Below are 21940 nucleotides of genomic sequence, written 5' to 3' on the forward strand. Positions count from 1 at the left end.
TGTGCAATTTAAAGATAAAATCACTTTAGCATTTAGTGGTGCATCAGGCGCGCCTTACGGACTAAGGTTATTAGAGGTGTTGCTTGAGCAGCAGTTTCAAGTGTATGTGCTTATTTCAAGTGCTGCGCGGGTAGTCTTTGATACCGAATCAAATGTTAAACTATCAGCAAATGAAGACAAGGCCACAGAGCAATTAAGCCTGTTATATAACGCCAAGCCTGAGCAATTAAAGGTATTTGGCAAAGATAACTGGTTCAGCCCGGTGGCTTCGGGCTCAGCAGCACCGAAAAAAATGATAGTATGTCCATGTAGTGCCGGGTCAGTGTCTGCGATTGCAATCGGCGCATCAGATAACTTATTAGAGCGCGCCGCCGATGTGGTGATAAAAGAGCGAGGTCAACTTATTTTAGTCCCTCGAGAAACTCCGTTTAGCGAAATTCACTTAGAAAATATGCTCAAATTATCGCGTTTAGGGGTCACTATCATGCCCGCTGCTCCTGGGTTTTATCATCAACCACAAAGTATAGAAGACTTGGTTGATTTTATGGTGGCGCGAATTTTAGATCATTTAAATATTGAACATAACCTCACAAAGCGCTGGGGTTATGGTGAGGGTAAGAAATGAATAAGCAAAACATTGCTTTAAATATTGAAGGCCTTACCAAGGTTTACAAAAATGGGGTAGAGGCAGTAAAAGGCGTTGATTTACAAGTGCATGAAGGTGACTTTTTTGCACTGTTAGGTCCAAATGGGGCGGGTAAATCAACCACTATTGGGGTGATATCTTCTTTGGTTAATAAGACCAAAGGTAAAGTTGAAGTATTTGGTCATGATATTGATACCGACCTAGAAGCAGCGAAAGCTAACTTAGGTTTAGTGCCGCAAGAGTTTAACTTTAGCCAGTTTGAAACCCTAAGCCAAATACTCGTTAATCAAGCAGGCTATTATGGTGTTCCTCGCGCGCAGGCGCACAAACGTGCTGACAAGTACTTAGCACAGCTAGGGTTACTTGAGAAAAAAGATAAGCAAGCACGTACTCTTTCTGGTGGTATGAAGCGTCGTTTGATGATTGCACGTGCCTTAATGCATGAGCCAAAGTTACTTATTTTAGACGAACCAACTGCGGGCGTTGATATAGAGCTGCGCCGCTCAATGTGGGAGTTTTTAAGACAAATCAACGAACAAGGTGTGACCATTATTTTAACCACTCACTACCTTGAAGAAGCCGAACTACTGTGTAAAAACATCGCTATTATTGATACCGGTCGCATAGTTGAAAACACTACTATAAAAGCTTTGTTGGCTAAATTAGACAAAGAAACCTTTGTACTGGATTTAAAGCAGCCTACCAATCCGGTGACACTTGAAGGGTATAATTTCACCATGACTGATGAGCACACCATTGAAGTTGAAGTGGCTAAATCACAAGGGCTCAATGCTGTATTTAGCGCGTTAACCGAACAAGGTAATACTGTTCTGAGCATGCGTAATAAAGCAAATCGATTAGAAGAATTATTTGTAGGTTTATTAGAGCAAGGGCGGGGCGAATAAATGTTTAAATATGGCGTAGCCTTAAAAAGTATTTGGATTAAAGAGTGTATTCGTTTTTTGCGTATTTGGGTGCAAACCTTAGTACCGCCAGCGATTACTATGAGCTTATATTTTGTTATTTTTGGAAATTTAATAGGCTCGCGTATTGGCGATATGGGCGGCTTTAGTTACATGGAGTTTATTGTTCCTGGCCTTATTATGATGTCAGTTATAACAAACTCTTACTCGAATGTGGCTTCGAGCTTTTACTCAACTAAGTTTCAAAAAAGTATTGAAGAGTTATTGGTTGCACCTGTGCCTAATTACATCATTGTGTTGGGTTATATGGGCGGAGGCATGACCCGTGGCATTATGGTTGGCTTTATTGTAACGTGCGTTTCTTTATTTTTTGTAGATATACAAATACATAATATTTTTGTGATTATAGCCACTGTTATTCTTACCTCGGCGGTGTTTGCCTTGGGCGGATTAATCAACGCTATTTATGCAAACAGCTTTGATGACATAAGCATTATTCCGACCTTTATTTTAACGCCTCTAACTTATTTAGGCGGGGTGTTTTACTCAATCACTTTACTGCCTGATTTTTGGCAGATGGTATCGCAAATAAACCCGATAATTTATATGGTTAACGCATTCAGATACGGATTTTTAGGTGTTTCTGATGTTGATTTAACGGTTGCGATTGCGGTGTTGTTGGTGTTTATCAGCGTATTATTTACTTTAGCACTGACGCTAATTAAAAAAGGTGTGGGGCTAAGACACTGATGAGCGATGCAAATTCACGTAGTATTGTATCTAATCAAGCGGGACTTCATGAAAAGCTTGATGAAATAGTTAATAAACACTTACAAGCCGAGTTTAAAAAGCCAATTGCAGCGCATACTCAAACCGCATTTGATGAAGTTAATGCTAAGGTGCAAGCCTTTGATGGACCGCTTATTCTAGACTCCTGTTGTGGCGTTGGCGAAAGCACTGCTAATTTAGCGAAACGTCATCCTGATGCGTTAGTTGTGGGCATTGATAAGTCATCTCACCGACTTGATAAGCATGATGTTGAGTATAAACAAACTGAGAGTGGTCAATACATTTTGGTGCAAGCTGACTTAAATGATTTTTGGCGTTTAGCTGTCGCTGCTAATTGGCGGCCTACTCATCATTATTTGCTATATCCAAACCCGTGGCCTAAGTCTAAGCACATTCAGCGGCGCTGGCATGGGGCTGCTATCTTCCCCTTTATTGTTAAATTAGGTGGTTTGCTTGAAGTGCGCAGTAACTGGGATATCTATGTTAAAGAGTTTGCCAGAGCGCTCGAGTTAGCTGGGTATCCTTGTCAAACCGCGTTGTTTGAATCAGACGAAGCAATTACTCCTTTTGAGCGTAAGTACTGGGCCAGTGGTCAGCAAAGCCACCGACTAGCCATTAATATTAATAACTAATTCATTGCTTTTTTAAACTCAGTAACATGTGGCGTTGGTTTGCCAAGGAAACTACCTTGCATCAGCGTCACATTTAGTTGGCTGAGTAACTCTGCAACCGTATTACTTTCTACCGCTTCAACAACCAATTCAAGTTCAAGCTGCTGGGCTATATCAGTGATGTAGGATATAAATAGCGACGTATTTGCATCATTTAATAGCTGCTTTGTGATTGCTCCATCGAGTTTTATACCATCAACCTCCACTTTTAAAGTATTAAGAGTATTGATAAACTCATTACCCCAGCAGTGCATCACCACCTTTGCCCCCTTACTTTTTACCATTGCGATAAATGACTTTATTTCATAGTAATGTGAAATAACCTGCGACTCTAAAATTGAAATAGTAATGTTTTCAGGATTAGGGTAGCGATGAAGCTCATACGCAATATGATCATAAATAGTGGGATCTGCAATGTTTTCAGCGCACAGAGTTAACTCCCAACAAATTGCTGATTTACGAAAACGTGAAACACATTGAGTAAACAGGGCATGGGTTAACATGCCATTCATACGCAGTCTATTTAGTGCATTTGCAAAGGTATCAGGGGTTAAAATCTCCCCTTGTGAAGTGACTATTCTCGGTGAACAATCATACCTAATAACTTCATCGGTATGAGTATTTATAACCGGCTGAAAGTAAGGAACAACACGATGAGCATCAAATGCTTCACGAATTTCTTTTGCTATTTCAACATTATATAAATATAGAGATTTAGCGTCGTTAATTGCCTCACAGTAGTTAACTATACTCTGATCGCCCTGCTTAGATTGCAGTAACGCAATATGAGCATTCTTAAGCAGTAATGACTTATTGCCTCTAGCTACACCAGCGTTAAGTGTAATATAAATAAAAGGCTGATTTAAAAACGGTATATTTTTATTATGCGATTGTATGATGCTATATAGCTCATCAAAGGGAGTTTCTTTATCAGTCAAAATAGCGAGTTTATTAGTTGCAATACGATAAATACGTGCGTGCAAACGGGCTTGCTGCTTAAAGTGAGTGAGCAGCTTTTTCATCACTTCATCGGCTGTTTTTGTGCCAAAAAAACGGCTGATATTATCAATTTCGTTCACTAAAATAATCGCAATTTGTAAATGATGTTCATTGCTTTTTTTTAGCCGTTTTTCTAAGGCAATATGATTTTCAAATCCGCTTGCATGGTCGCTCATTAATGAACGACGTACTCCATAGTAATAAAGAGTATAAACTATTAATAAAATAATAATTACGCAGCAAAAATGAAACATAGATTGATATAAGTCTGTTTTTAACGCATTGCTAATTTTATCAACGCTAATATCTGCAGCTGTAATATAGGTTCTGCCATTTTTTGCCAGATGAGGAATATATACTGTTTTAGAATGGCCGCGATGCGCTGTTGAGGTTTCAAAAATAGGGGCCGTTGATAAAAATGCAGCCATAGTTATTGGCGTGGCTTCGGGATAAAGATCTAAAAACTGAGTAACTTTACCGTTATTTTGATCATCTTGAGTGTAGCTAGAGGCAGTAAAATAAACATTCTCATCAATCAGTACCATTGAATATAAATAATCTATATTTAAATCATTGGCCAATGCCGAAAGCTGGTCGGCTTTATTTTGATAGCTTGAAAAGCTAATTTCTTGCGCTACTTTATCGTGATAATCACTACCTAAAATGTACTTTACGCTGGTGGCTGCATTTAATAAACGATTATCAATGCTGCGTATAACATCATTATTGATGGCAGTGTAGGTGTAGTAACTGTAAATTATTAAGCTGACTAAAAAAAAGACGGTACCGAGCGCCAACCGAGTTAATTTTAGATTTCCTTTTAGCATGTAACATCCTTATTTTTTGTTAGATTTATTATACTTAAAAATTATAAATGCCCAATATTTTAATTACCCTTTGTACTAAATATAAAAAATAGTGAAATGTTATCTATTTTGTATTGTCTTTTATGGCTTAAAACGAGACATTTTTGTCATATTGCAGTAAAGTTAGCGCAATTTTTTAGAAATGCCGTTGCTTAAAAACACCTTAAATTAGCGTGTTTTACAAACTAACAGGTGTTTTAGTCACACACTAGGTATGAAGATGGATCAAAAGCGTTGTGCCGTCGCCTCTAAAGAAAGCCTCAAACGGATATTTACCGTTCCAGAGGCCCCTGACTCAACTTTGAGCAAAATAGAGCTTGAAATTTCGAGTAATTTAGCAGGTTTCTTAAACGAAAATATCGCGGCAATTGAAAAACCATTACATGAAATAGAAAAAGATTTTCAATCTGCGGCTATCCCTGAAGAGCCAACGTTTGTGTCTTGCTATGCCCAAGATATTATGGAACAGCTGGTTGCTCATTCTGTACATACCGCAGCGCCAAGCTTTATTGGTCACATGACATCTGCTCTGCCACATTTTTTACTGCCGTTATCGAAATTAATGGTTGGGCTAAATCAAAACCTTGTAAAAATAGAAACCTCAAAAGCGTTTACCCCATTAGAGCGTCAAGTTTTAGGAATGATGCATCATTTAGCTTATGGACAAAATGATGGCTTTTATTCTAAATGGATGCACAGTGCAAAAACCTCTTTAGGAGCATTTTGCTCTGGTGGCACAGTAGCTAACATTACAGCACTTTGGATTGCCCGCAACCGCTTATTGAAAGCGGATGGCAACTTTAAAGGCATTGCTGCACAAGGTTTAGTGGCGGGAATGCTCCACTATGGTTACAAAGGACTGGCGGTTTTAATCTCTGAGCGAGGTCATTACTCATTAGGCAAATCGGTTGATTTATTAGGTATTGGCCGTGAGAATTTAATTGGTATTAAAACATCGGCTGATAATAAAGTTGATGTAGCTGCTATGCGAGAAAAAGCGCTAGAGCTTGAAGCGCAAGGCATTAAAGTGATGGCAATTATTGGTGTAGCCGGAACGACTGAAACTGGTAATATCGATCCACTAGAAGACATGGCTAATTTAGCACAAGAGATTAATTGCCACTTTCATGTTGATGCGGCGTGGGGCGGAGCTACTTTACTCTCTAATACCCATAGGCACCTTTTAAAAGGTATTGAGCATGCAGATTCAATCACCATTGATGCGCATAAACAAATGTATGTACCGATGGGAGCAGGTTTGGTGCTGTTTAAAGACCCTGCTGCAACTGATGCCATCGAACACCATGCTGAGTATATTTTACGTAAAGGCTCTAAAGATTTAGGCAGCCATACCCTTGAGGGAAGCCGCCCTGGTATGGCGATGTTAGTGCATGCTTGCTTACGTGTTATTGGTCGTAAAGGCTATGAAATGCTTATCGATCGCAGTATTAAAAAAGCACGTTACTTTGCTGATTTGATAAAAGCAGATGAAGACTTTGAATTAATATCAGAACCTGAGCTATGTTTGCTAACTTATCGTTATGTCCCTAAGCAAATTAAAAATGCGATAGCACAGGCCGACGCACAAACCCGTTTAGATATCTTTGCCGCGCTTAATCGTTTTACTGCAAGCATGCAAAAACGTCAACGTGAATCAGGTCGCTCGTTTGTATCGCGTACACGTTTAACGCCAGTTCAATATGATAACCAACCAACCGTGGTATTTAGAGTGGTGCTTGCGAATCCGCTTACATCAGGTGCAATATTAAAAGAGATATTAGAAGAGCAGAAAGAACTAGCTCAAACCGACCCTGTATTTAAAAAGTATTTACGAAAATATATGTAACTAACCTGAACTCTGGTTAAGAGATTTACTAACATATTGAATCAAAGATGATATTTATGTTTATTTTCTCTAGCCAGAGATTTTCAGTGAAAACAAGGCGAACTTACGCGTCAATAGCTAGCCTATTGCAAGTAAATTCAACGCAGTTAGCGCTAAAAATAGCTGCTTGAGATAGATATATTACTCAGAGTTCAGGTTAAATATAAATGCTATAAAAAAGACGCTTAATAGCGTCTTTTTTGTTACTGATTAAAAGCAACTCGCCTTTATGATGTTGCTGATAATTTGTTGCGAAGGCTTTATTTTTTCCATCGCTAAATATTCATCGGGCTGATGCGCTTGGTTAATTGAACCCGGTCCCATGACGATGGTTTCACAACCCAGTTGTTGTATAAATGGTGCCTCAGTACAGTAATTAACAGCCACTGCTTTTTGCCCTGCTATATTTTCGGCTAGTTTAACTAACGCGCTGTCTGTGCTTCCTGTAAATGCTGGAATTGGCTCATGTAAATCAATCACACTGACCGAATTAGGGTATTGCTGATTTATATCGTAGGTTGCATCAAGCAGCAATGCTTGCAGCTCTTGTACACTTAAGCCAGGAAGAGGGCGCATATCAATGTGCATTTCACAGCAACCGCAAATCCGATTTGCATTATCGCCCCCATGAATATTACCTAAATTGAGCGTTGGGTGAGGAATTTCAAAGTGATTTATTGAATATTTATTCTTAAGTTGTTCTTTTAAGATTAGCAATTTTGTAATCACTTTATGCATCACTTCGATGGCGTTAAGACCCCGTTCGGGATCTGAGCTATGTCCTGAACGGCCGACAACTCTTATTGCTGTACTCATATGACCTTTATGAGTAAATACCGGAGTCATATCAGTAGGTTCACCAATAATACAGCGACTTGGCTTTAAATTTGGGTGCTTACAGATTTGTTGTGCGCCAGCCATAGTAGTTTCTTCGTCTGCGGTGGCTAATATTAAAATTGGTTGTGTTTGTTGCTTTTCATCAAGCTCACTAATAGCCTGCAGTACAAAAGCAAAAAAACCTTTCATATCAATGCTACCTAAGCCAAATAGTTTGTTATCTCGCTCAGTTAATTTAAATGGGTTGTGATTCCAACGACTATCATCAAATGGCACTGTATCAGTGTGGCCTGCTAGCATTAAACCGCCGTCGCCTTGACCGCGTTTTGCTAATAAGTTGTAGCGACCTTTGTTGTCTTCTAACTCTATTATTTCACAGTTAAAACCTAAGCTTTCACACCATTGCGCTAGCAATTCAATGACACTTTTATTACTCATGCATAAATGATCTTCAATGGCACTGATAGAGGGGGCAGCAATCAATTGCTGGTACATCGAAATAAATGACGGCAGAGACATAAAAAATTCCAAAATAAGTATTCATTTTAATTGCATAACAATATAAAAGTATTTACTATGAATATCAATTCACTTTTTAAGCATAAATATATTAAAGTTGCGCCATGAAAATAATACGACGATAGTTATCACTCATAAATTTAATCTGTTTGGCTGGGTTATACCCTAGTGTAAACAAACAACATGGAATGTGGTCACTAATTTTAGATAAAGAGTAAATAATGAACGTAGTAATTATAGGTGCCAGCGGTTACAGCGGCGCAGAACTGGCTAGCTTAGTAGCAAAACATCCAACTCTTTCGCTAACTGGTTGTTATGTATCAGCGCAAAGTTTAGATAAACATAAATTGCTTAGTGAATTGTATCCTGAGCATTTAGGATTACTTGATTTACCTCTGCAGCCACTAAATGAACATGCACTTGCTGATATCACTCATTCAGCAGATTACGTTTGTCTGTGCACCGATCATAAAGTAAGTGTTGATTTAGCCCCTCAGTTTTTAGCGATGGGCAAAAAGGTATTTGACTTGTCTGGTGGTTACCGTCTTGAAAGTAATGAAGATTACGTCACTTATTATGGTTTTGAACACCAACATCCAGAACTACTTAATCAAGCGGCTTACGGTCTTGCTGAATGGAATAGTAAAGCCATTACTGATGCTCAGTTAATTGCTGTTGCTGGCTGCTATCCAACGGCTGCATTAAATGCATTAAAGCCTCTTCAACAAGCGTGCTTGTTGAGTGATGAAAAAATTATTATTAATGCGGTTTCTGGCGTAACTGGCGCAGGGCGAAAAGCCAGCATCGGTACGCATTTTTGTGAGGTATCACTTGCACCCTATGGTTTGTTTAACCATCGTCATGGGCCTGAAATACAACAGCACCTAGGTCATGAGGTGTTATTTACTCCTCATTTAGGTAATTTCCCGCGCGGTATTTTAGAAACCATTTATGTACAGCTAAAACCGGGTGTGACCAGTGAGCAAGTAACTAAAGCGTATCAAGTATTAGCAGATGAGCCGTTAATTCGATTGCTTGGTGGCAAAATTCCCTCCATTAAAGGGGTAGCAAAACAACCCTATGTTGATATTGCATGGCAGCAGCAAGACTCACAATTAATAGTAATGGCAGCGATTGACAATTTACTAAAAGGGGCGGCTGGTCAGGCTCTGCAATGTATTAATTTGTCAATGGGTTTGCCTCACACTACAGGTTTAGTAGGAGCGTTTAAATGAGCAGTAAAACGTGGGTTATTAAACTCGGTGGCGCAGTACTCAATACTGAAAATGCCGCTAAAGCGCTTTTTGAGGTTCTTAATGAGCAACATGAGGCACAATTTGTCATTGTTCATGGCGGTGGCTCATTAGTTGACCATTGGCTAGCAGAAGCCGGTTTTGCCAGTGCTAAACACCAAGGTTTGCGTATCAGCCCTAAAGAACAGATGCCTTATATTGTAGGAGCATTAGCGGGAGCAGCAAACAAACAATTAATGGCGCAAGCAATGACTGCTGGGCACAAACCCGTTGGCTTGAGTTTATATGAAGCTGGAATAACAGCATCACAAAAATTAAAAGCGCTAGGGCAAGTAGGTCAATGCCATAGTAATGATGATTCTATTATTAATGAATTACTCAGTGGCGGGCGTTTACCTATAGTCAGCTCCATCGGTTTTGATGAGCAAGGGCTTTGGTACAACGTCAATGCTGACGAAGCAGCCGCCGCGATTGCGAGTAATTTAAACGCCGAACTTATTTTTATGACAGATGTAGAAGCGGTGCTTGATGTGAATAAGCATCCACTACATCAACTTGACACAAAACACATTGATACTTTAATTGCAGAGGGAGTAATTGTGGGCGGGATGGAGGTCAAAGTTAAGACCAGCCTTCACGCTGCCCAACATTTACGACGCGGTGTGTACATTTCCAGCTGGCAAAAGCCAGAAAACTTAACTGCTTTGCTGCAAGGCGAGCATGTCGGAACTAAAGTAACACCATAGGTTGAACATGTTTAAAGATTTTTTAACGGGTCTAGAATTAGACCAACAAGGCGCACTAAATTTATTAAAGTTAGCGCAAGATATTAAAGAAAGCCCAAGTAAATATAGCCAAGTGCTAGCTGGTAAGTCAGTGGTTACTTTGTTTGAAAAGCAAAGTTTACGTACTCGCCTTTCATTTGATATTGGTATAAATCGTTTAGGGGGCCATGCGGTTTACCTTGACCAACAAAATGGTGCAATGGGCGCCCGCGAATCAATAAAAGATTTTGCCTTAAATATTTCAACTTGGGCTGATGGTATCGTTGCCCGGGTTAATCAGCACAGTACGTTAACTACCTTAGGTGAGTATTCGTCTGTTCCTGTGGTTAATAGTTTGTGTGATTTATATCACCCATGCCAAGCATTAGCTGATTTTTTAACGCTACAAGAAGTACATGGTGATGTTAGCCAGTTAAAGCTTGCCTACCTAGGTGAGGGCAATAATGTAACGCATTCATTGATGCTGTTAGCCGCTACTTTAGGAACCGATTTTGTCGCTGTAACACCAAAAGGGTGTTCACCTGATTCGCAAGTGCTTAAAAAAGCAGAGCAAATAGCAGCGATGAATGGCGCTTCTGTCATGGTAAGTGACAGGGTTGAGGCTGCAGTAGGCGCTAATGTTGTTTACGCCGATACCTGGGTATCAATGGGGGATACAACTCCTCTTGAGCAAGTAAAAGAAAAATACATGCCTTATCAATTAAACCAGGCATTGTTAGAAAAAACCGGTGCAACTACGGTATTACATTGCCAACCGGCACACCGTGAGTTTGAAATTACTTCTGAGGTAATGGATGGCCCTGCATCAAAAATTATACAGCAAGCAGAAAACCGCATGCATGCGCAAAATGCGCTACTAGTTACATTGTTAAATCCAAATTTTGTTAAGGAACACCTATGAGTTCAATCAAAAAAGTCGTTTTAGCCTATTCTGGTGGTCTTGATACATCGGCTATCGTGCCATGGTTAAAAGAGAACTACGGCTGTGAAGTTATTGCCTTTGTTGCCGATGTTGGCCAAGGAGCTGAAGAACTTGAAGGCGTGGAAGCTAAAGCTATAGCGTCTGGTGCATCTGAGTGTTACGTGGTTGATTTAAAAGATGAGATGGTAAGCGATTATATTTACCCAACGCTTAAAACGGGTTCTATATATGAAGGGACTTATTTACTTGGTACTTCTATGGCGCGTCCAATCATTGCTAAAGCGCAAGTTGAAATTGCACGTAAAGTAGGTGCCGATGCACTTTCTCATGGCTGTACGGGTAAAGGTAACGACCAAGTACGTTTTGAGTCATGTTTTGCCGCACTCGCACCTGATTTAAAAGTGATTGCGCCATGGCGTGAGTGGGATTTATCAAGCCGTGAATCATTGCTTGATTACCTAGCTGAACGTGACATTCCATGTTCTGCGTCAGCAACTAAAATTTACAGTCGTGATGCTAACGCATGGCATATTTCTCACGAAGGCGGTGAACTTGAAGACCCTTGGTGTGAACCAAGTGAGCAAGTATGGACCTGGACTAATTCACCAGAGCAAGCACCTGATAAAGCTGAACACGTCACTTTATCGGTTGTTGAAGGTGAAGTAGTTGCTGTAAATGGCGAAGAGCTTAAACCTTATGATTGTTTAGTTAAATTAAACGACATTGCATCACCTCATGGTGTGGGCCGTGTCGATATTGTAGAAAACCGTTTAGTGGGTATGAAATCGCGTGGTTGTTATGAAACGCCAGGCGGCACTGTGATCATGGCAGCGCTGCAAGCTATTGATGAGTTAGTACTTGATAAAGCGAGCCGTAAATGGAAAGAAGTACTCGGTGGTGAATTTTCACACTTAGTCTACGACGGTCGTTGGTTTACGCCGCTAAAAGATTCTATTTTAGCCGGTGCAGAAGCGCTGTCTACACTAGCAACGGGCGAAGTGGTACTTAAGCTTTATAAAGGCCAAGTCACTGCGGTTCAGAAAAAATCACCTAACAGTTTATATAGCGAAGATTTCGCTACCTTTGGTGAAGACGATGTTTATGACCAATCGCATGCAGAAGGCTTTATTCGTTTATTCTCGCTATCAAGCAGAATTTCAGCATTAGCTAAAAAGTAATTTTTTATGCCCCTTGGAATTAAGGGGCTATTATCGGGTTTGGAGAGATTTCATGGCATTATGGGGCGGACGTTTTTCTACGGGTCCAGATGAAGCGTTTAAACAGTTTAACGATTCACTTCCCTTCGATTATCAATTAGCAGAGCAAGATATAATTGGCTCTGTTGCATGGGCTGGCGCACTAGAACAAGTGAATGTGTTATCTAGTGATGAGCACAAAAAGCTGGTATCGGCACTTTATGAGTTACTTGAAGAAGTAAAAGTAAATCCACACGCTGTTGCCACTTCAGGTGCTGAGGATATTCATTCTCATGTTGAAGCTGCGCTAATTGAAAAAGTAGGTGATTTAGCTAAAAAGTTACACACAGGCCGAAGTCGTAACGACCAAGTTGCTACCGACTTTAGACTCTGGTGCCGCGATACCGCCGATCATATTTTAAAAGCGATTGCGCAACTTAAAGCAGAGTTTATTGGCTTAGCTGAACGTGAGCTTGGCACAATATTACCAGGTTATACCCACTTACAACGTGCACAACCGGTGTTATTTAGCCATTGGTGTATGGCTTATGTAGAAATGCTTGAGCGTGATGAAAGCCGATTACAAGATGCCCAAGCAAGAATGAACTACTGCCCACTCGGCAGTGGCGCTCTTGCAGGCACTGCATACCCGATTGACCGCCATGCACTTGCACAAGGGCTAGGATTTACTGGCGCGACTAAAAATAGTTTAGATGGCGTATCTGATCGTGACTTTGTGGTTGAGCTATTAAGCTGCGCGTCTATTTCTATGATCCACTTATCGCGGATGTCTGAAGACCTAATTTTTTATAACTCAGGCGAAGCTGGCTTTATTGAACTGGCCGATAATGTGACCTCGGGTTCATCTTTAATGCCACAGAAAAAAAACCCAGATGCATTAGAGCTAATTCGTGGTAAAACTGGCCGGGTGTTTGGTGCGTTTAGCGCAATGATGATGACTCTAAAAGCACTACCGCTTGCCTACAATAAAGACATGCAAGAAGACAAAGAAGGCATTTTTGATGCCATGCCAACATGGCTTGCGTGTATTCATATGGCACAAGCGTGTATTAAAGGTATAAAAGTTAAAGCAGATAAAACCCTTGCAGCGGCAAAAGGTGGCCACGCGAATGCAACCGAACTTGCTGATTATTTAGTGGCTAAAGGTGTACCGTTCAGAGAAGGGCATCATATTGTAGGGGTATTGGTGCAACTAGCCATTAGTGAAGATAAAACGTTAGAGGAGCTTTCACTAGAGCAGTATAAATCAGTAAACCCCGTGTTTGAAGATGACGTGTATCCGGTACTTGAAATTGACGCCTGTATCAAAGCACGCCAAGCGCTTGGCGGTACATCATTAGAGCAAGTAAGCAAAGCGGTGAAAGACGCGAAAAAAAAACAGCAAATAACGGTTCGTGATGCCAACTTAGATGACGTAGAAGCAATTGCTAAACTCGTACAGCACTGGGCAACAGTCGGCGAAAATTTACCGCGAGCTAAAAGTGATATGGTGCACTCAATTAATGAGTTTGCCGTAACCGAGATAGACGGTCAGGTATCGGGTTGTGCTTCACTTTATATTTACGACACAGGATTAGCTGAAATACGTTCATTAGGCATTGATCCTAAAAGCGCAGTAACGGGGCAGGGACGAGAACTGGTTGAACACTTATTAGTGAAAGCCAAAAAATTGGCACTCAATCGTGTCATCGTTCTGACTCGTGTACCAGACTTTTTCGAAAATCAGCGGTTTAGTTTCTGTGATAAAGAGAGCCTACCTGAAAAAGTAATGAAAGATTGCGAGCTATGTTTACGCAAAGAAAACTGTGACGAAGTCGCAATGGAATATATGTTAAAGCCAAGTAATAGCATGGAGATCCCCTGCAAAAACGTGGCTTGAGCAATCCCTAGGATAAAAAACGCACGGTGACCCCGATGCGTTTTTTTTTGAGTAAAATAAAATAATTTTTAAATTAACATACTATTAATTTAAAGTTGGCGTATCGTTTGCATTTATTATTCTGAAGCGAGTTGTTGAGTCAATTAACCAACATAGATTAAACGCGACTGCAGTTATTTACTAACTGCTGCAGGTGGTGTGATTTAAATTTGCGCCAATAATAAAATTTAATACTCAAGAGGATTAATCACATGCAAATTTCAGCGAACAGCCAAGTACAAATGCAAGCATACAATAAAACGCAACAATTAAAGCCTGCAATGGAACAAACTGCTAGCCCTAAAACCTTACAATCTGATACAGTAAGTATATCTCAAGAGGCGATGACTGCAGCTGGTGCAGAACTTCATCGTGGTGGCGTTATACTTGACACTAGTAAGCCTAAGTAACATTAAAGGTCATGAATGTTTTTAACTGAGTTTTTTGGTTTTTTCTCGCTGTCTGCTTTTGCAAGCTGGGGCTTCTTGATGGCATTTTTTTTTAATACTTTTGTATTTTCTTTAGGTATTAAAAGGGATACTACCTTATTACTCAGTTCATTTATTATGATGATTTCTTACACTTTATCTGATTATTTCTTTACTTGGTTATCAATAGAAAATTCACTATATTTAGATTGGGCTCTATACGATTATGCAACTATAGCGGCTTTGACATTAGCCTTTTTCTTGCTAAAAAAGACAACATCCTCTTTTCTATACATAATTTTAGGTCTCTTTATAAACTCTATACTTAGCCTATTTATGTATTTTGACATGTACCTAAGTAATAATCGTGAACCTTGGATTCTGTGGGATGTATATACTTTTGGCGTGAATATTATCGATTTGATAATGATCGTAGTTTTAATTGTAGACAGAGATTTCCTTGGTCTTCATAAATTAAAAAACAAACTCTTCAAAGGCTCAAATACCCAACCAGAAAACAACTTTTCGTAAACATGTATATAAGCTATATCCTTGGTGAATATGTAAGCGCATTCATTCAATGGGGCTTCTTGATGGCTTTCCTGTATTGTTTTGTTAAAAGTATAAATACGCCAAATAAATCTTCTCTATATTTAGCTGCAATAATGCTTTGCTCATATGTATTAAGTGACTATCTATATATATTGAGCCATGTTTATCTTAATTGGATAGCTTATGACTTTTTAACCATTGCCTTTATTGTTTTTGCGATTAAAAGAGCAAAGGTTACTCCTTCTTTACCTGCATATCTCATCATTATTGGCTTAATCATAAATAGTGTATTAGTTGGTTTTATTTATTATGATTTATACATTCTTGGGAATACTCAAGAATGGTGGTTTTGGAGTTTTTACTCTATTTCTATAAACTTGATTGATATATTAATGATAGCCTCTTTGGTAATAAACTTAGATTATGTAAATATCAATCAAGGTGTAAAAGCATTAAAACCTTCAGTTAAAAATGGTCTTTTAAATGGATGACTTCTTGCTCAGTCCATATGTATCTCTTTACCTCGGCGCATTTGTTCAGTGGGGCTTTTTAATGGCTTTTTTATACTCATTAGTAACGAGTATAAATAAACCCAAAAAAGAGGCCTTATGGCTGTCACTGATAATGTCAGTTTCATATTCTTCCAGCTTGTTTATTGATATTCAAAACATTTCTTACATGCAACTATTACTTTTTGATCTAATGACTATTTTGGCTATTTTGGTTGTAAGTAACTTCTTAAATAAAAACATTATATCTTCTTATCTATTATTAGGGCTAAGCATAAACTCACTGTTATTTTTTGGCATGCATCTGGATGTATTTGTTTTTAGTAACAGCTCACCATGGTGGTTCTGGTCATTTTATTCTTTGGGAATTAATCTTATGGATTTTATGATGATAGCCATTTTCTTTATCAATAAAGACTTTTTGAGAGTAGGGTCTGTTGACCTTTCAAGGTTAAATTTGCAGCAGTCTGTTTGGTATTTAGGCAAGGCAGAGCCTATGTGGTGTGGTTATTCCCCATAAATAGGCGATAACGCAGCATCAATGCCAAACAGGCGCTGCCCTTCGGGTTCTGCCTAGGGGCGATTTACTCTTTGTTGCTCGGTTCTTACTTAGTCCACTAGGTTACAAACCTCGCGCCGCGATTAAACCGCTCCTAGTTTGAACAAATTGTAATCCGCAAAGGTCAACAGACCCTAGTGAAATTTAAAAATTGGCTTGTAAAAATTAGTATTAATAAGGCTATTATTAATGGCTGATTTTCTTTGGCAGTTAGTCGCGATTTTTGATTATATGTCGATTTTTATAACTTGGTTATTTGTAATCTCTTTTTTGTATAACCTATCGACAAGTATAAACAATCCCAATAAAAACCTTTTGCTTCTCTCTTTTATTATGATGCTATCTTATACTTCAAGCATGTTTATTGATCCAACTACAGAGACACCTCATCTTAAAATGTTTATGTTTGATATAGTGACTATTCTTTTGCTAGTTATTTGGGGATACTTTATTAAGGGCAAAATTATTCCTGTTGCTTTTTATTACCTTATTGTAGGGCTTAGCTTTAATGCACTCATGTTTTTAGGTATGCATTACGATGTCAGCATGCAGGATAATACCGATTACTGGTGGTTTTGGGCGCTTTATGCAATAGGTCAAGTTGTCAGTGATTGTGTTATGGCGGTAGTTTTAATCATAAATAAAGACGTATTAAAAATACTCTGGTTAGGGAAGAAATTTAAAGGCCGTTTTATTTTAGGAGTCTAAAAGTAGCGTCTCATTTATACGCTACTTTCTGAAAAAATTATTAATGCTTGGTTTTCCCTAGCCTCGACTGCAATGCTTTCATTACTATGCTATCAACAAACTCACTCACATCCCCGTTATGGCGTGCAACTTCTTTTACGAGCGTTGATGATATAAAGGTATTACGCTCAGCAGGTGTTAAAAATACACTTTCTAAATCAGGGTTTAAACGGCGGTTCATATTTGCGAGCTGAAATTCATAATCAAAATCAGAAACCGCTCTTATACCTCTAATCAATACATTTGCGTTATGGTCACGAGCGAGATCAGCCAGCAGTCCTGAAAAGCCAATCACTTTTACATTATCTAAATGGCTTAAAATTTCATTTGCTAAATCAACGCGTTCTTCTAAAGTAAAACACGGTTTTTTACTCGGGTTATGAGCAATAGCAACAATAACGGTATCGAACATTTTAGCCGCACGCTGAATTAAATCAGTGTGGCCGTTGGTAAGAGGGTCAAATGTGCCTGGGTAGATTGCGGTCACTTTCATAATATTTACTGTGTTATTATTTTTAGCCGTAGTGTAGCAGTGTTTAGTGTGCAAAGCAGCCTTGTAAGTAAATTGTGAAGAACTTCATGCCTTGATTGTTTTAACGCTGACTATTTGTTTATACTAGTGGATTGTTTTAATGCAGCATCGTATTTTCGAAAATTGAGTAATGAGTATATGAATACCAAGGATAAAATAATTCAAACCAGTATTTCATTGTTTAATGAACATGGTGAAAGAGCAATATCAACTAATCATATTGCATCGAGTTTAGGCATGAGTCCGGGTAATCTTTACTACCACTTTAAAAATAAAGAAGACATTATTCGCCATATATTTGCACTTTATCGTGATCATTTAAGTACTCACTTTAAGCCAGTTGATAAAGGCGACGATGCTTTTGAGCATCTTGGCCCTTATTTAGATTCGCTATTTGAATTAATGTGGCGCTATCATTTTTTTTACGACAACCTTGGCGATATTCTTGCTCGCGATAGCCATTTAAAACAGGGTTACATTGATTTTCAGCAGGAATTACTTGAGCAGGTACGTAACATCATTTTGGCCTTGCGGGATAGTGAAATTATTGCCATTGATGAACAAGATGCCATTGAACTTGCTCATACGCTAAAATTAACGGTTAGCTTTTGGACACCCTATATGAAAGCAAGAAGACTAAGTGGTGTGCTGGTTGAGCAAGATATTTACCCTGGCATTGTAAAAGTACTGACTTTATTTAAGGCTTACAGTACAGAAAAAAGCGCAAATAAAATTAATCAGTTAAGAGACAAGTACGCACTTTTAGCAAATGCTGCCCCCCAGAATCCTTAAGCCTGTTGAGTTGGTTAGTTCCTAGGCGCTAAATTTTTTGCTATAATCCGCCGCGCCCAATGCCTGGGTGCGCGAATTCCCGCAGTCTAAGAGTTGAACTATGCTTAAATTTATCGTCAAACTTCACCCTGAAATAGCCATTAAAAGCCGTTCAGTCCGTAAACGCTTTACCAAAGTGTTAGAAAATAACATTAAAATTGTATTGCGTCGTGTTGACGAAAAAGTACAAGTACGTAATAACTGGGATAATATTTCAGTTGTTACAAAACTAGATGATGCTCAAACTCGCCTTGATTTTATTGATAGCTTGCAGCGCATTCCTGGCATCGTACAGTTTATTGAAGTGACCGAAACAGACTTTAAAACCCTTGATGACATCTATCAAAAAACCATTGCGTTAGTTGGCCACACTATTATTGGTAAAACCTTTTGTGTCCGTGCTAAGCGCATAGGTCAACATGATTTTACTTCAACTGAACTAGAGCGCTACGTTGGTGGCGGGCTTAATCAACATGTTGAAGGAGCTCGAGTAAAGCTAAGCCGCCCTGAGGTAACGATTCGTTTAGAAATTAAAGACGAAAAAGCCTACATAGTGACGCAAACCCATTTAGGAATGGCGGGCTTTCCACTGCCAACACAAGACGATGTATTATCGCTTATGTCTGGTGGATTTGATTCTGGCGTTGCCAGTTATCAGATGATCCGTAAAGGCGCTCGTACACACTTTTTATTCTTTAACTTAGGTGGTGCTGCCCACGAAATTGGGGTTAAGCAAGCGAGCTACTACCTATGGAAACAATACAGCTCTACGCATAAAGTTAAGTTTATTACTGTTGATTTTGAACCAGTTGTTGCGGAAATTTTAGAAAACGTTGAAAACAGCCAAATGGGTGTTGTGCTTAAACGTATGATGATGCGAGCGGGTAGTGCCGTTGCTGAAAAACTAAATATTCAAGCTTTGGTAACGGGTGAAAGTATAGGTCAGGTGTCTAGCCAAACCTTAGCTAACTTAAGTGTTATTGACCGTGTAACCGAAACGCTGATTTTACGTCCTCTTATCCAACATGATAAGCAGGAGATCATTAATATAGCTCGCCAAATAGGCACTGCAGAAATGGCTGAGACGATGCCTGAATACTGTGGTGTGATCTCTAAAAAGCCGACAGTTAAAGCCAAAATTGAAGTCATTAAAGCAGAAGAAGAGAAGTTTGATTTTGATGTATTAAATACCGTTATTGATAACGCCCGTGTTATGGATGTGCGCGATATTGATGTTGAAGCTAAGCAAGAGCTTAAAGAGGCTGAGTCAGTTACAGAGTTACCTGAAGGAGCGGTTGTTGTTGATATTCGCTCACCTGAGGAAGAAGATGCCGCACCGCTTGAAATTGATGGTATTGAAGTTATCCACTTACCGTTTTTCCGTTTAGCAACTAAGTTTGGTGATTTACCTAAAGGCAAAGACTATTACTTATATTGCCAAAAAGGGGTAATGAGCCAGTTACAAGCGCTTATTCTTCACGAAGAAGGCTTTACCACTGTAAAAGTCTATCGTCGTTAATGGCTAAATATTTTAAAAGCGCGGATTTATTCCGCGCTTTTTTTTGCCAGAATTTCAGTGAGTAAATCGTCGTTATACGGGGTCGCAATATTATGTCGCTTGCCTTGCTCACTAATATAACCACAAATTGCCATGATCTCAGTTTGCCTATTGTGCATAACGTCTTGATGCATAGATGAGTAATTTTCTGCCGTTAAACTCATTACCTTGTAGCCACGCTCGAGAGCATCGATAAGCTTAATATTAAGTTTAAGCGCGGTCGCAATATGGCACGCCTCTGTTAATAAATTAATAATTGAGCTATTGAACTGTGGCGCACGTAACTGGCCATTTTTTATATTGTACAGAGCGGTTAATGGATTTATGGCAATATTAACTAGTAGCTTTTCAAACCGTAGTTGCTCAATATTGTTGCTGACAATTAATTGCGGAATAGTGTGTAATTGCGCACTAAGCTGTTGAATATTTTGAATAGCCAGTTGATTACAGCCCCCTAATACACTTTGCCCGTTTCCGGTATGCTGCACAATATTAGGGTTTGACTTAAATCCAGCCATGCTAGTGGTTAAAAAGTACAACGATTGCTGCTGTGTTAACTGTGCATTTAATTGTTCAACATTACCCATGCCATTATGACTCAGTACAATATGGGTATTATTACCAAGATAAGGCTTTACTTGGGCATAGGCTTGTTGCACTGCAAACGCTTTAACAGTGAATAAAACAATGTCAAACTCGGGAGCTTGGGCTAATTGCTGTTGTGAGATAAAAGTGGCGTTGATTTTTTCAGATGCAGCGTTACTGTGGCTGTAAAAGCGAGTATTTACTGTGCCTTTTTTGGTAAGAACATAAACTGTGTGATATTTACCTAAAAAATGGCTAAATAACAAGCCTATAGCACCATCACCAACAACAAGTATGTTAGCCATAACGCTTCTTTTTACGTAGTGTTAATAGGGCTTTAGCTAAAAAATAGCTCGCCGCACCAATAAAATCGGCAACAAAATCGGCCAGTGATGCTTGTCTGTAAGGAAGGCTATCTTGCATAATTTCTATTGCGGCACCATAACCGGCTAACAGTAATATTTGTGCATATAAAGGTAGTTTAAAGGCTTTATCCATAATAATGGCAAGTAAAAAGAAAATACCAAAATGCGCCACTTTATCTACATGCGGAAATAAGTTTGCAGCGCCTTTTACCTCTTTAGCAAATAAGAAGGTAAATGCGACAATACTAATCAAAAAAATAGCTTGGTAAACACGCCTTGTCACGAAGAATCCTAAAATCGTATAAAAAAGAAGCCTCAGTATATCAAACTAAATTAGTATCGCACCTGAACAAGATGCAGAAAAGTGTAAAGATTTATCATTTTAACGTTATAATTGCCGCATAAAATTAAGATTAGCTAGTTAGGAGAACATCATGCCTTCATTTGATATTGTATCTGAAGTAGAAATGAACGAAGCACAAAACGCGGTTGATAATGCCAATCGTGAATTAGAGACACGATTTGATTTTAGAGGGGTCGATGCCTCAATTGAATTAAACGATAAAACAATTAAATTAAAAGCTGAAGCAGATGCTCAGGTTATGCAGTTGTTTGATATTTTAGCTGGGAAGGTTTCAAAGCGTGGAATGGACGTTGCGAGCCTAGAACTACAAGATATTTCTCGCGCAGGCAAAAATGTTTTTCGTAACGTTGCACTAAAGCAGGGTATCGAAAAAGATATGGCTAAAAAAGTAGTAAAAGCCATTAAAGATTCTAAAGTAAAAGTGCAAGCGGCTATTCAAGGCGAAGAAGTACGCGTAACGGGCAAAAAGCGTGATGACTTACAAGCTGCTATGCAAGTTGTACGCACTGCCGATTTAGGTCAGCCATTTCAGTTTAAAAACTTCCGCGATTAATTTATTGTTTCGAGCTAGGCACTATAGGCGCTTAGTTCAAAGCAACATGTATTTAGCCAAACACGCTATATTGTTTGGCTTTTTTATTTTTGAATCTATGATAATTACCGAACCCCGAACCCCGAAC

Annotated in this window: 23 protein-coding genes; 18 read left to right on the forward strand and 5 right to left on the reverse strand. The window is 39.1% G+C overall.

Features of this window, described 5'->3' with window-relative positions; all coding sequences use genetic code 11:
* Position 1: 1 nt before the first annotated feature.
* Genes CWC30_RS04440 through trmB form a run of 4 tightly spaced genes read left to right on the forward strand, consistent with a single transcriptional unit; the run spans position 2 to position 2990 of the window.
* Positions 2 to 625, forward strand: coding sequence for a flavin prenyltransferase UbiX (locus CWC30_RS04440; RefSeq protein WP_138626536.1), 624 nt, complete (start codon positions 2 to 4; stop codon positions 623 to 625).
* Positions 622 to 1551 carry an ABC transporter ATP-binding protein gene (locus tag CWC30_RS04445; protein WP_075170692.1) on the forward strand — a complete coding sequence of 310 codons (930 nt, stop codon included), beginning with the start codon at positions 622 to 624 and terminating at the stop codon, positions 1549 to 1551. Before CWC30_RS04440 ends, CWC30_RS04445 begins: the two co-directional genes overlap by 4 nt.
* A complete protein-coding gene (locus CWC30_RS04450) occupies positions 1552 to 2319 on the forward strand; it encodes an ABC transporter permease (RefSeq protein WP_010391022.1) in 768 nt (255 codons plus the stop codon).
* Positions 2319 to 2990 carry a tRNA (guanine(46)-N(7))-methyltransferase TrmB gene (trmB, locus tag CWC30_RS04455; RefSeq protein ID WP_033104026.1) on the forward strand — a complete coding sequence of 224 codons (672 nt, stop codon included), beginning with the start codon at positions 2319 to 2321 and terminating at the stop codon, positions 2988 to 2990. Before CWC30_RS04450 ends, trmB begins: the two co-directional genes overlap by 1 nt.
* Here trmB and CWC30_RS04460 read toward each other — a convergent pair.
* A complete protein-coding gene (locus CWC30_RS04460; protein WP_138626537.1) occupies positions 2987 to 4855 on the reverse strand; it encodes a GGDEF domain-containing protein in 1869 nt (622 codons plus the stop codon). The genes trmB and CWC30_RS04460 overlap by 4 nt on opposite strands.
* 259 nt (positions 4856 to 5114) lie before the next feature.
* Here CWC30_RS04460 and panP point away from each other — a divergent pair, with 259 nt between their 5' ends.
* Positions 5115 to 6740, forward strand: coding sequence for a pyridoxal-dependent aspartate 1-decarboxylase PanP (panP, locus tag CWC30_RS04465; protein ID WP_010391026.1), 1626 nt, complete (start codon positions 5115 to 5117; stop codon positions 6738 to 6740).
* A gap of 249 nt (positions 6741 to 6989) precedes the next feature.
* Here the strand turns inward: panP and argE are convergent, their stop codons facing one another.
* Complete coding sequence (gene argE / locus CWC30_RS04470; protein ID WP_138626538.1) at positions 6990 to 8135, reverse strand: acetylornithine deacetylase; 1146 nt, start codon at positions 8133 to 8135, stop codon at positions 6990 to 6992.
* 221 nt (positions 8136 to 8356) lie between these two features.
* Here argE and argC point away from each other — a divergent pair, with 221 nt between their 5' ends.
* The 10 genes from argC to CWC30_RS04525 all read left to right on the forward strand — a co-directional run bounded on the left by argC (position 8357) and on the right by CWC30_RS04525 (position 16986).
* On the forward strand, positions 8357 to 9370 hold the full coding sequence (gene argC / locus CWC30_RS04475; protein WP_138626539.1) for an N-acetyl-gamma-glutamyl-phosphate reductase: 1014 nt from the start codon (positions 8357 to 8359) through the stop codon (positions 9368 to 9370).
* Positions 9367 to 10134: an acetylglutamate kinase gene (gene argB / locus CWC30_RS04480; protein ID WP_138626540.1), complete on the forward strand. Its 768-nt coding sequence runs from the start codon at positions 9367 to 9369 to the stop codon at positions 10132 to 10134. The genes argC and argB overlap by 4 nt, the downstream gene beginning before the upstream one ends.
* Positions 10135 to 10141: 7 nt before the next feature.
* On the forward strand, positions 10142 to 11074 hold the full coding sequence (locus CWC30_RS04485; RefSeq protein WP_138626541.1) for an ornithine carbamoyltransferase: 933 nt from the start codon (positions 10142 to 10144) through the stop codon (positions 11072 to 11074).
* Positions 11071 to 12273: an argininosuccinate synthase gene (locus CWC30_RS04490; protein WP_076920188.1), complete on the forward strand. Its 1203-nt coding sequence runs from the start codon at positions 11071 to 11073 to the stop codon at positions 12271 to 12273. Before CWC30_RS04485 ends, CWC30_RS04490 begins: the two co-directional genes overlap by 4 nt.
* 52 nt (positions 12274 to 12325) lie before the next feature.
* Positions 12326 to 14191: an argininosuccinate lyase gene (gene argH, locus CWC30_RS04495; protein ID WP_138626542.1), complete on the forward strand. Its 1866-nt coding sequence runs from the start codon at positions 12326 to 12328 to the stop codon at positions 14189 to 14191.
* Between the two features lie 251 nt (positions 14192 to 14442).
* Complete coding sequence (locus CWC30_RS04500; protein WP_109875635.1) at positions 14443 to 14640, forward strand: hypothetical protein; 198 nt, start codon at positions 14443 to 14445, stop codon at positions 14638 to 14640.
* A 15-nt stretch (positions 14641 to 14655) separates the two neighbouring features.
* A complete protein-coding gene (locus CWC30_RS04505; protein WP_109875634.1) occupies positions 14656 to 15189 on the forward strand; it encodes a hypothetical protein in 534 nt (177 codons plus the stop codon).
* A gap of 62 nt (positions 15190 to 15251) precedes the next feature.
* Entirely contained in the window at positions 15252 to 15701 is a 450-nt protein-coding gene (locus CWC30_RS04510) for a hypothetical protein (RefSeq protein ID WP_249929825.1), read from the forward strand.
* Entirely contained in the window at positions 15694 to 16239 is a 546-nt protein-coding gene (locus CWC30_RS04515; protein WP_249929826.1) for a hypothetical protein, read from the forward strand. The genes CWC30_RS04510 and CWC30_RS04515 overlap by 8 nt, the downstream gene beginning before the upstream one ends.
* 228 nt (positions 16240 to 16467) lie before the next feature.
* Positions 16468 to 16986 (forward strand): hypothetical protein, encoded by a 519-nt coding sequence (locus CWC30_RS04525; protein ID WP_075170685.1) that lies wholly within the window; start codon positions 16468 to 16470, stop codon positions 16984 to 16986.
* 40 nt (positions 16987 to 17026) lie between these two features.
* On the opposite strand, the gene coaD is transcribed toward CWC30_RS04525, so the two are convergent.
* Positions 17027 to 17518, reverse strand: a complete 492-nt coding sequence (coaD, locus tag CWC30_RS04530; protein WP_010391041.1) for a pantetheine-phosphate adenylyltransferase — start codon at positions 17516 to 17518, stop codon at positions 17027 to 17029.
* Positions 17519 to 17695: 177 nt separating this feature from the next.
* Here coaD and CWC30_RS04535 point away from each other — a divergent pair, with 177 nt between their 5' ends.
* Entirely contained in the window at positions 17696 to 18349 is a 654-nt protein-coding gene (locus CWC30_RS04535) for a TetR/AcrR family transcriptional regulator (RefSeq protein ID WP_010391043.1), read from the forward strand.
* Positions 18350 to 18449: 100 nt separating this feature from the next.
* Positions 18450 to 19907 (forward strand): tRNA uracil 4-sulfurtransferase ThiI, encoded by a 1458-nt coding sequence (gene thiI, locus CWC30_RS04540; RefSeq protein WP_010391044.1) that lies wholly within the window; start codon positions 18450 to 18452, stop codon positions 19905 to 19907.
* 26 nt (positions 19908 to 19933) lie between these two features.
* Here thiI and CWC30_RS04545 read toward each other — a convergent pair whose 3' ends face one another.
* Together CWC30_RS04545 and CWC30_RS04550 are read right to left on the reverse strand one after the other, a co-directional pair.
* Positions 19934 to 20836, reverse strand: coding sequence for a ketopantoate reductase family protein (locus tag CWC30_RS04545; protein WP_138626544.1), 903 nt, complete (start codon positions 20834 to 20836; stop codon positions 19934 to 19936).
* Positions 20829 to 21179, reverse strand: coding sequence for a VanZ family protein (locus CWC30_RS04550; protein ID WP_008113182.1), 351 nt, complete (start codon positions 21177 to 21179; stop codon positions 20829 to 20831). The genes CWC30_RS04545 and CWC30_RS04550 overlap by 8 nt, the downstream gene beginning before the upstream one ends.
* A gap of 151 nt (positions 21180 to 21330) precedes the next feature.
* Here CWC30_RS04550 and CWC30_RS04555 point away from each other — a divergent pair, with 151 nt between their 5' ends.
* Positions 21331 to 21813: a YajQ family cyclic di-GMP-binding protein gene (locus CWC30_RS04555; RefSeq protein ID WP_008466001.1), complete on the forward strand. Its 483-nt coding sequence runs from the start codon at positions 21331 to 21333 to the stop codon at positions 21811 to 21813.
* Positions 21814 to 21940 lie beyond the last annotated feature (127 nt).

The organism is Pseudoalteromonas sp. S4741 (assembly GCF_005886135.1).
Classification (GTDB): domain Bacteria; phylum Pseudomonadota; class Gammaproteobacteria; order Enterobacterales; family Alteromonadaceae; genus Pseudoalteromonas; species Pseudoalteromonas tetraodonis.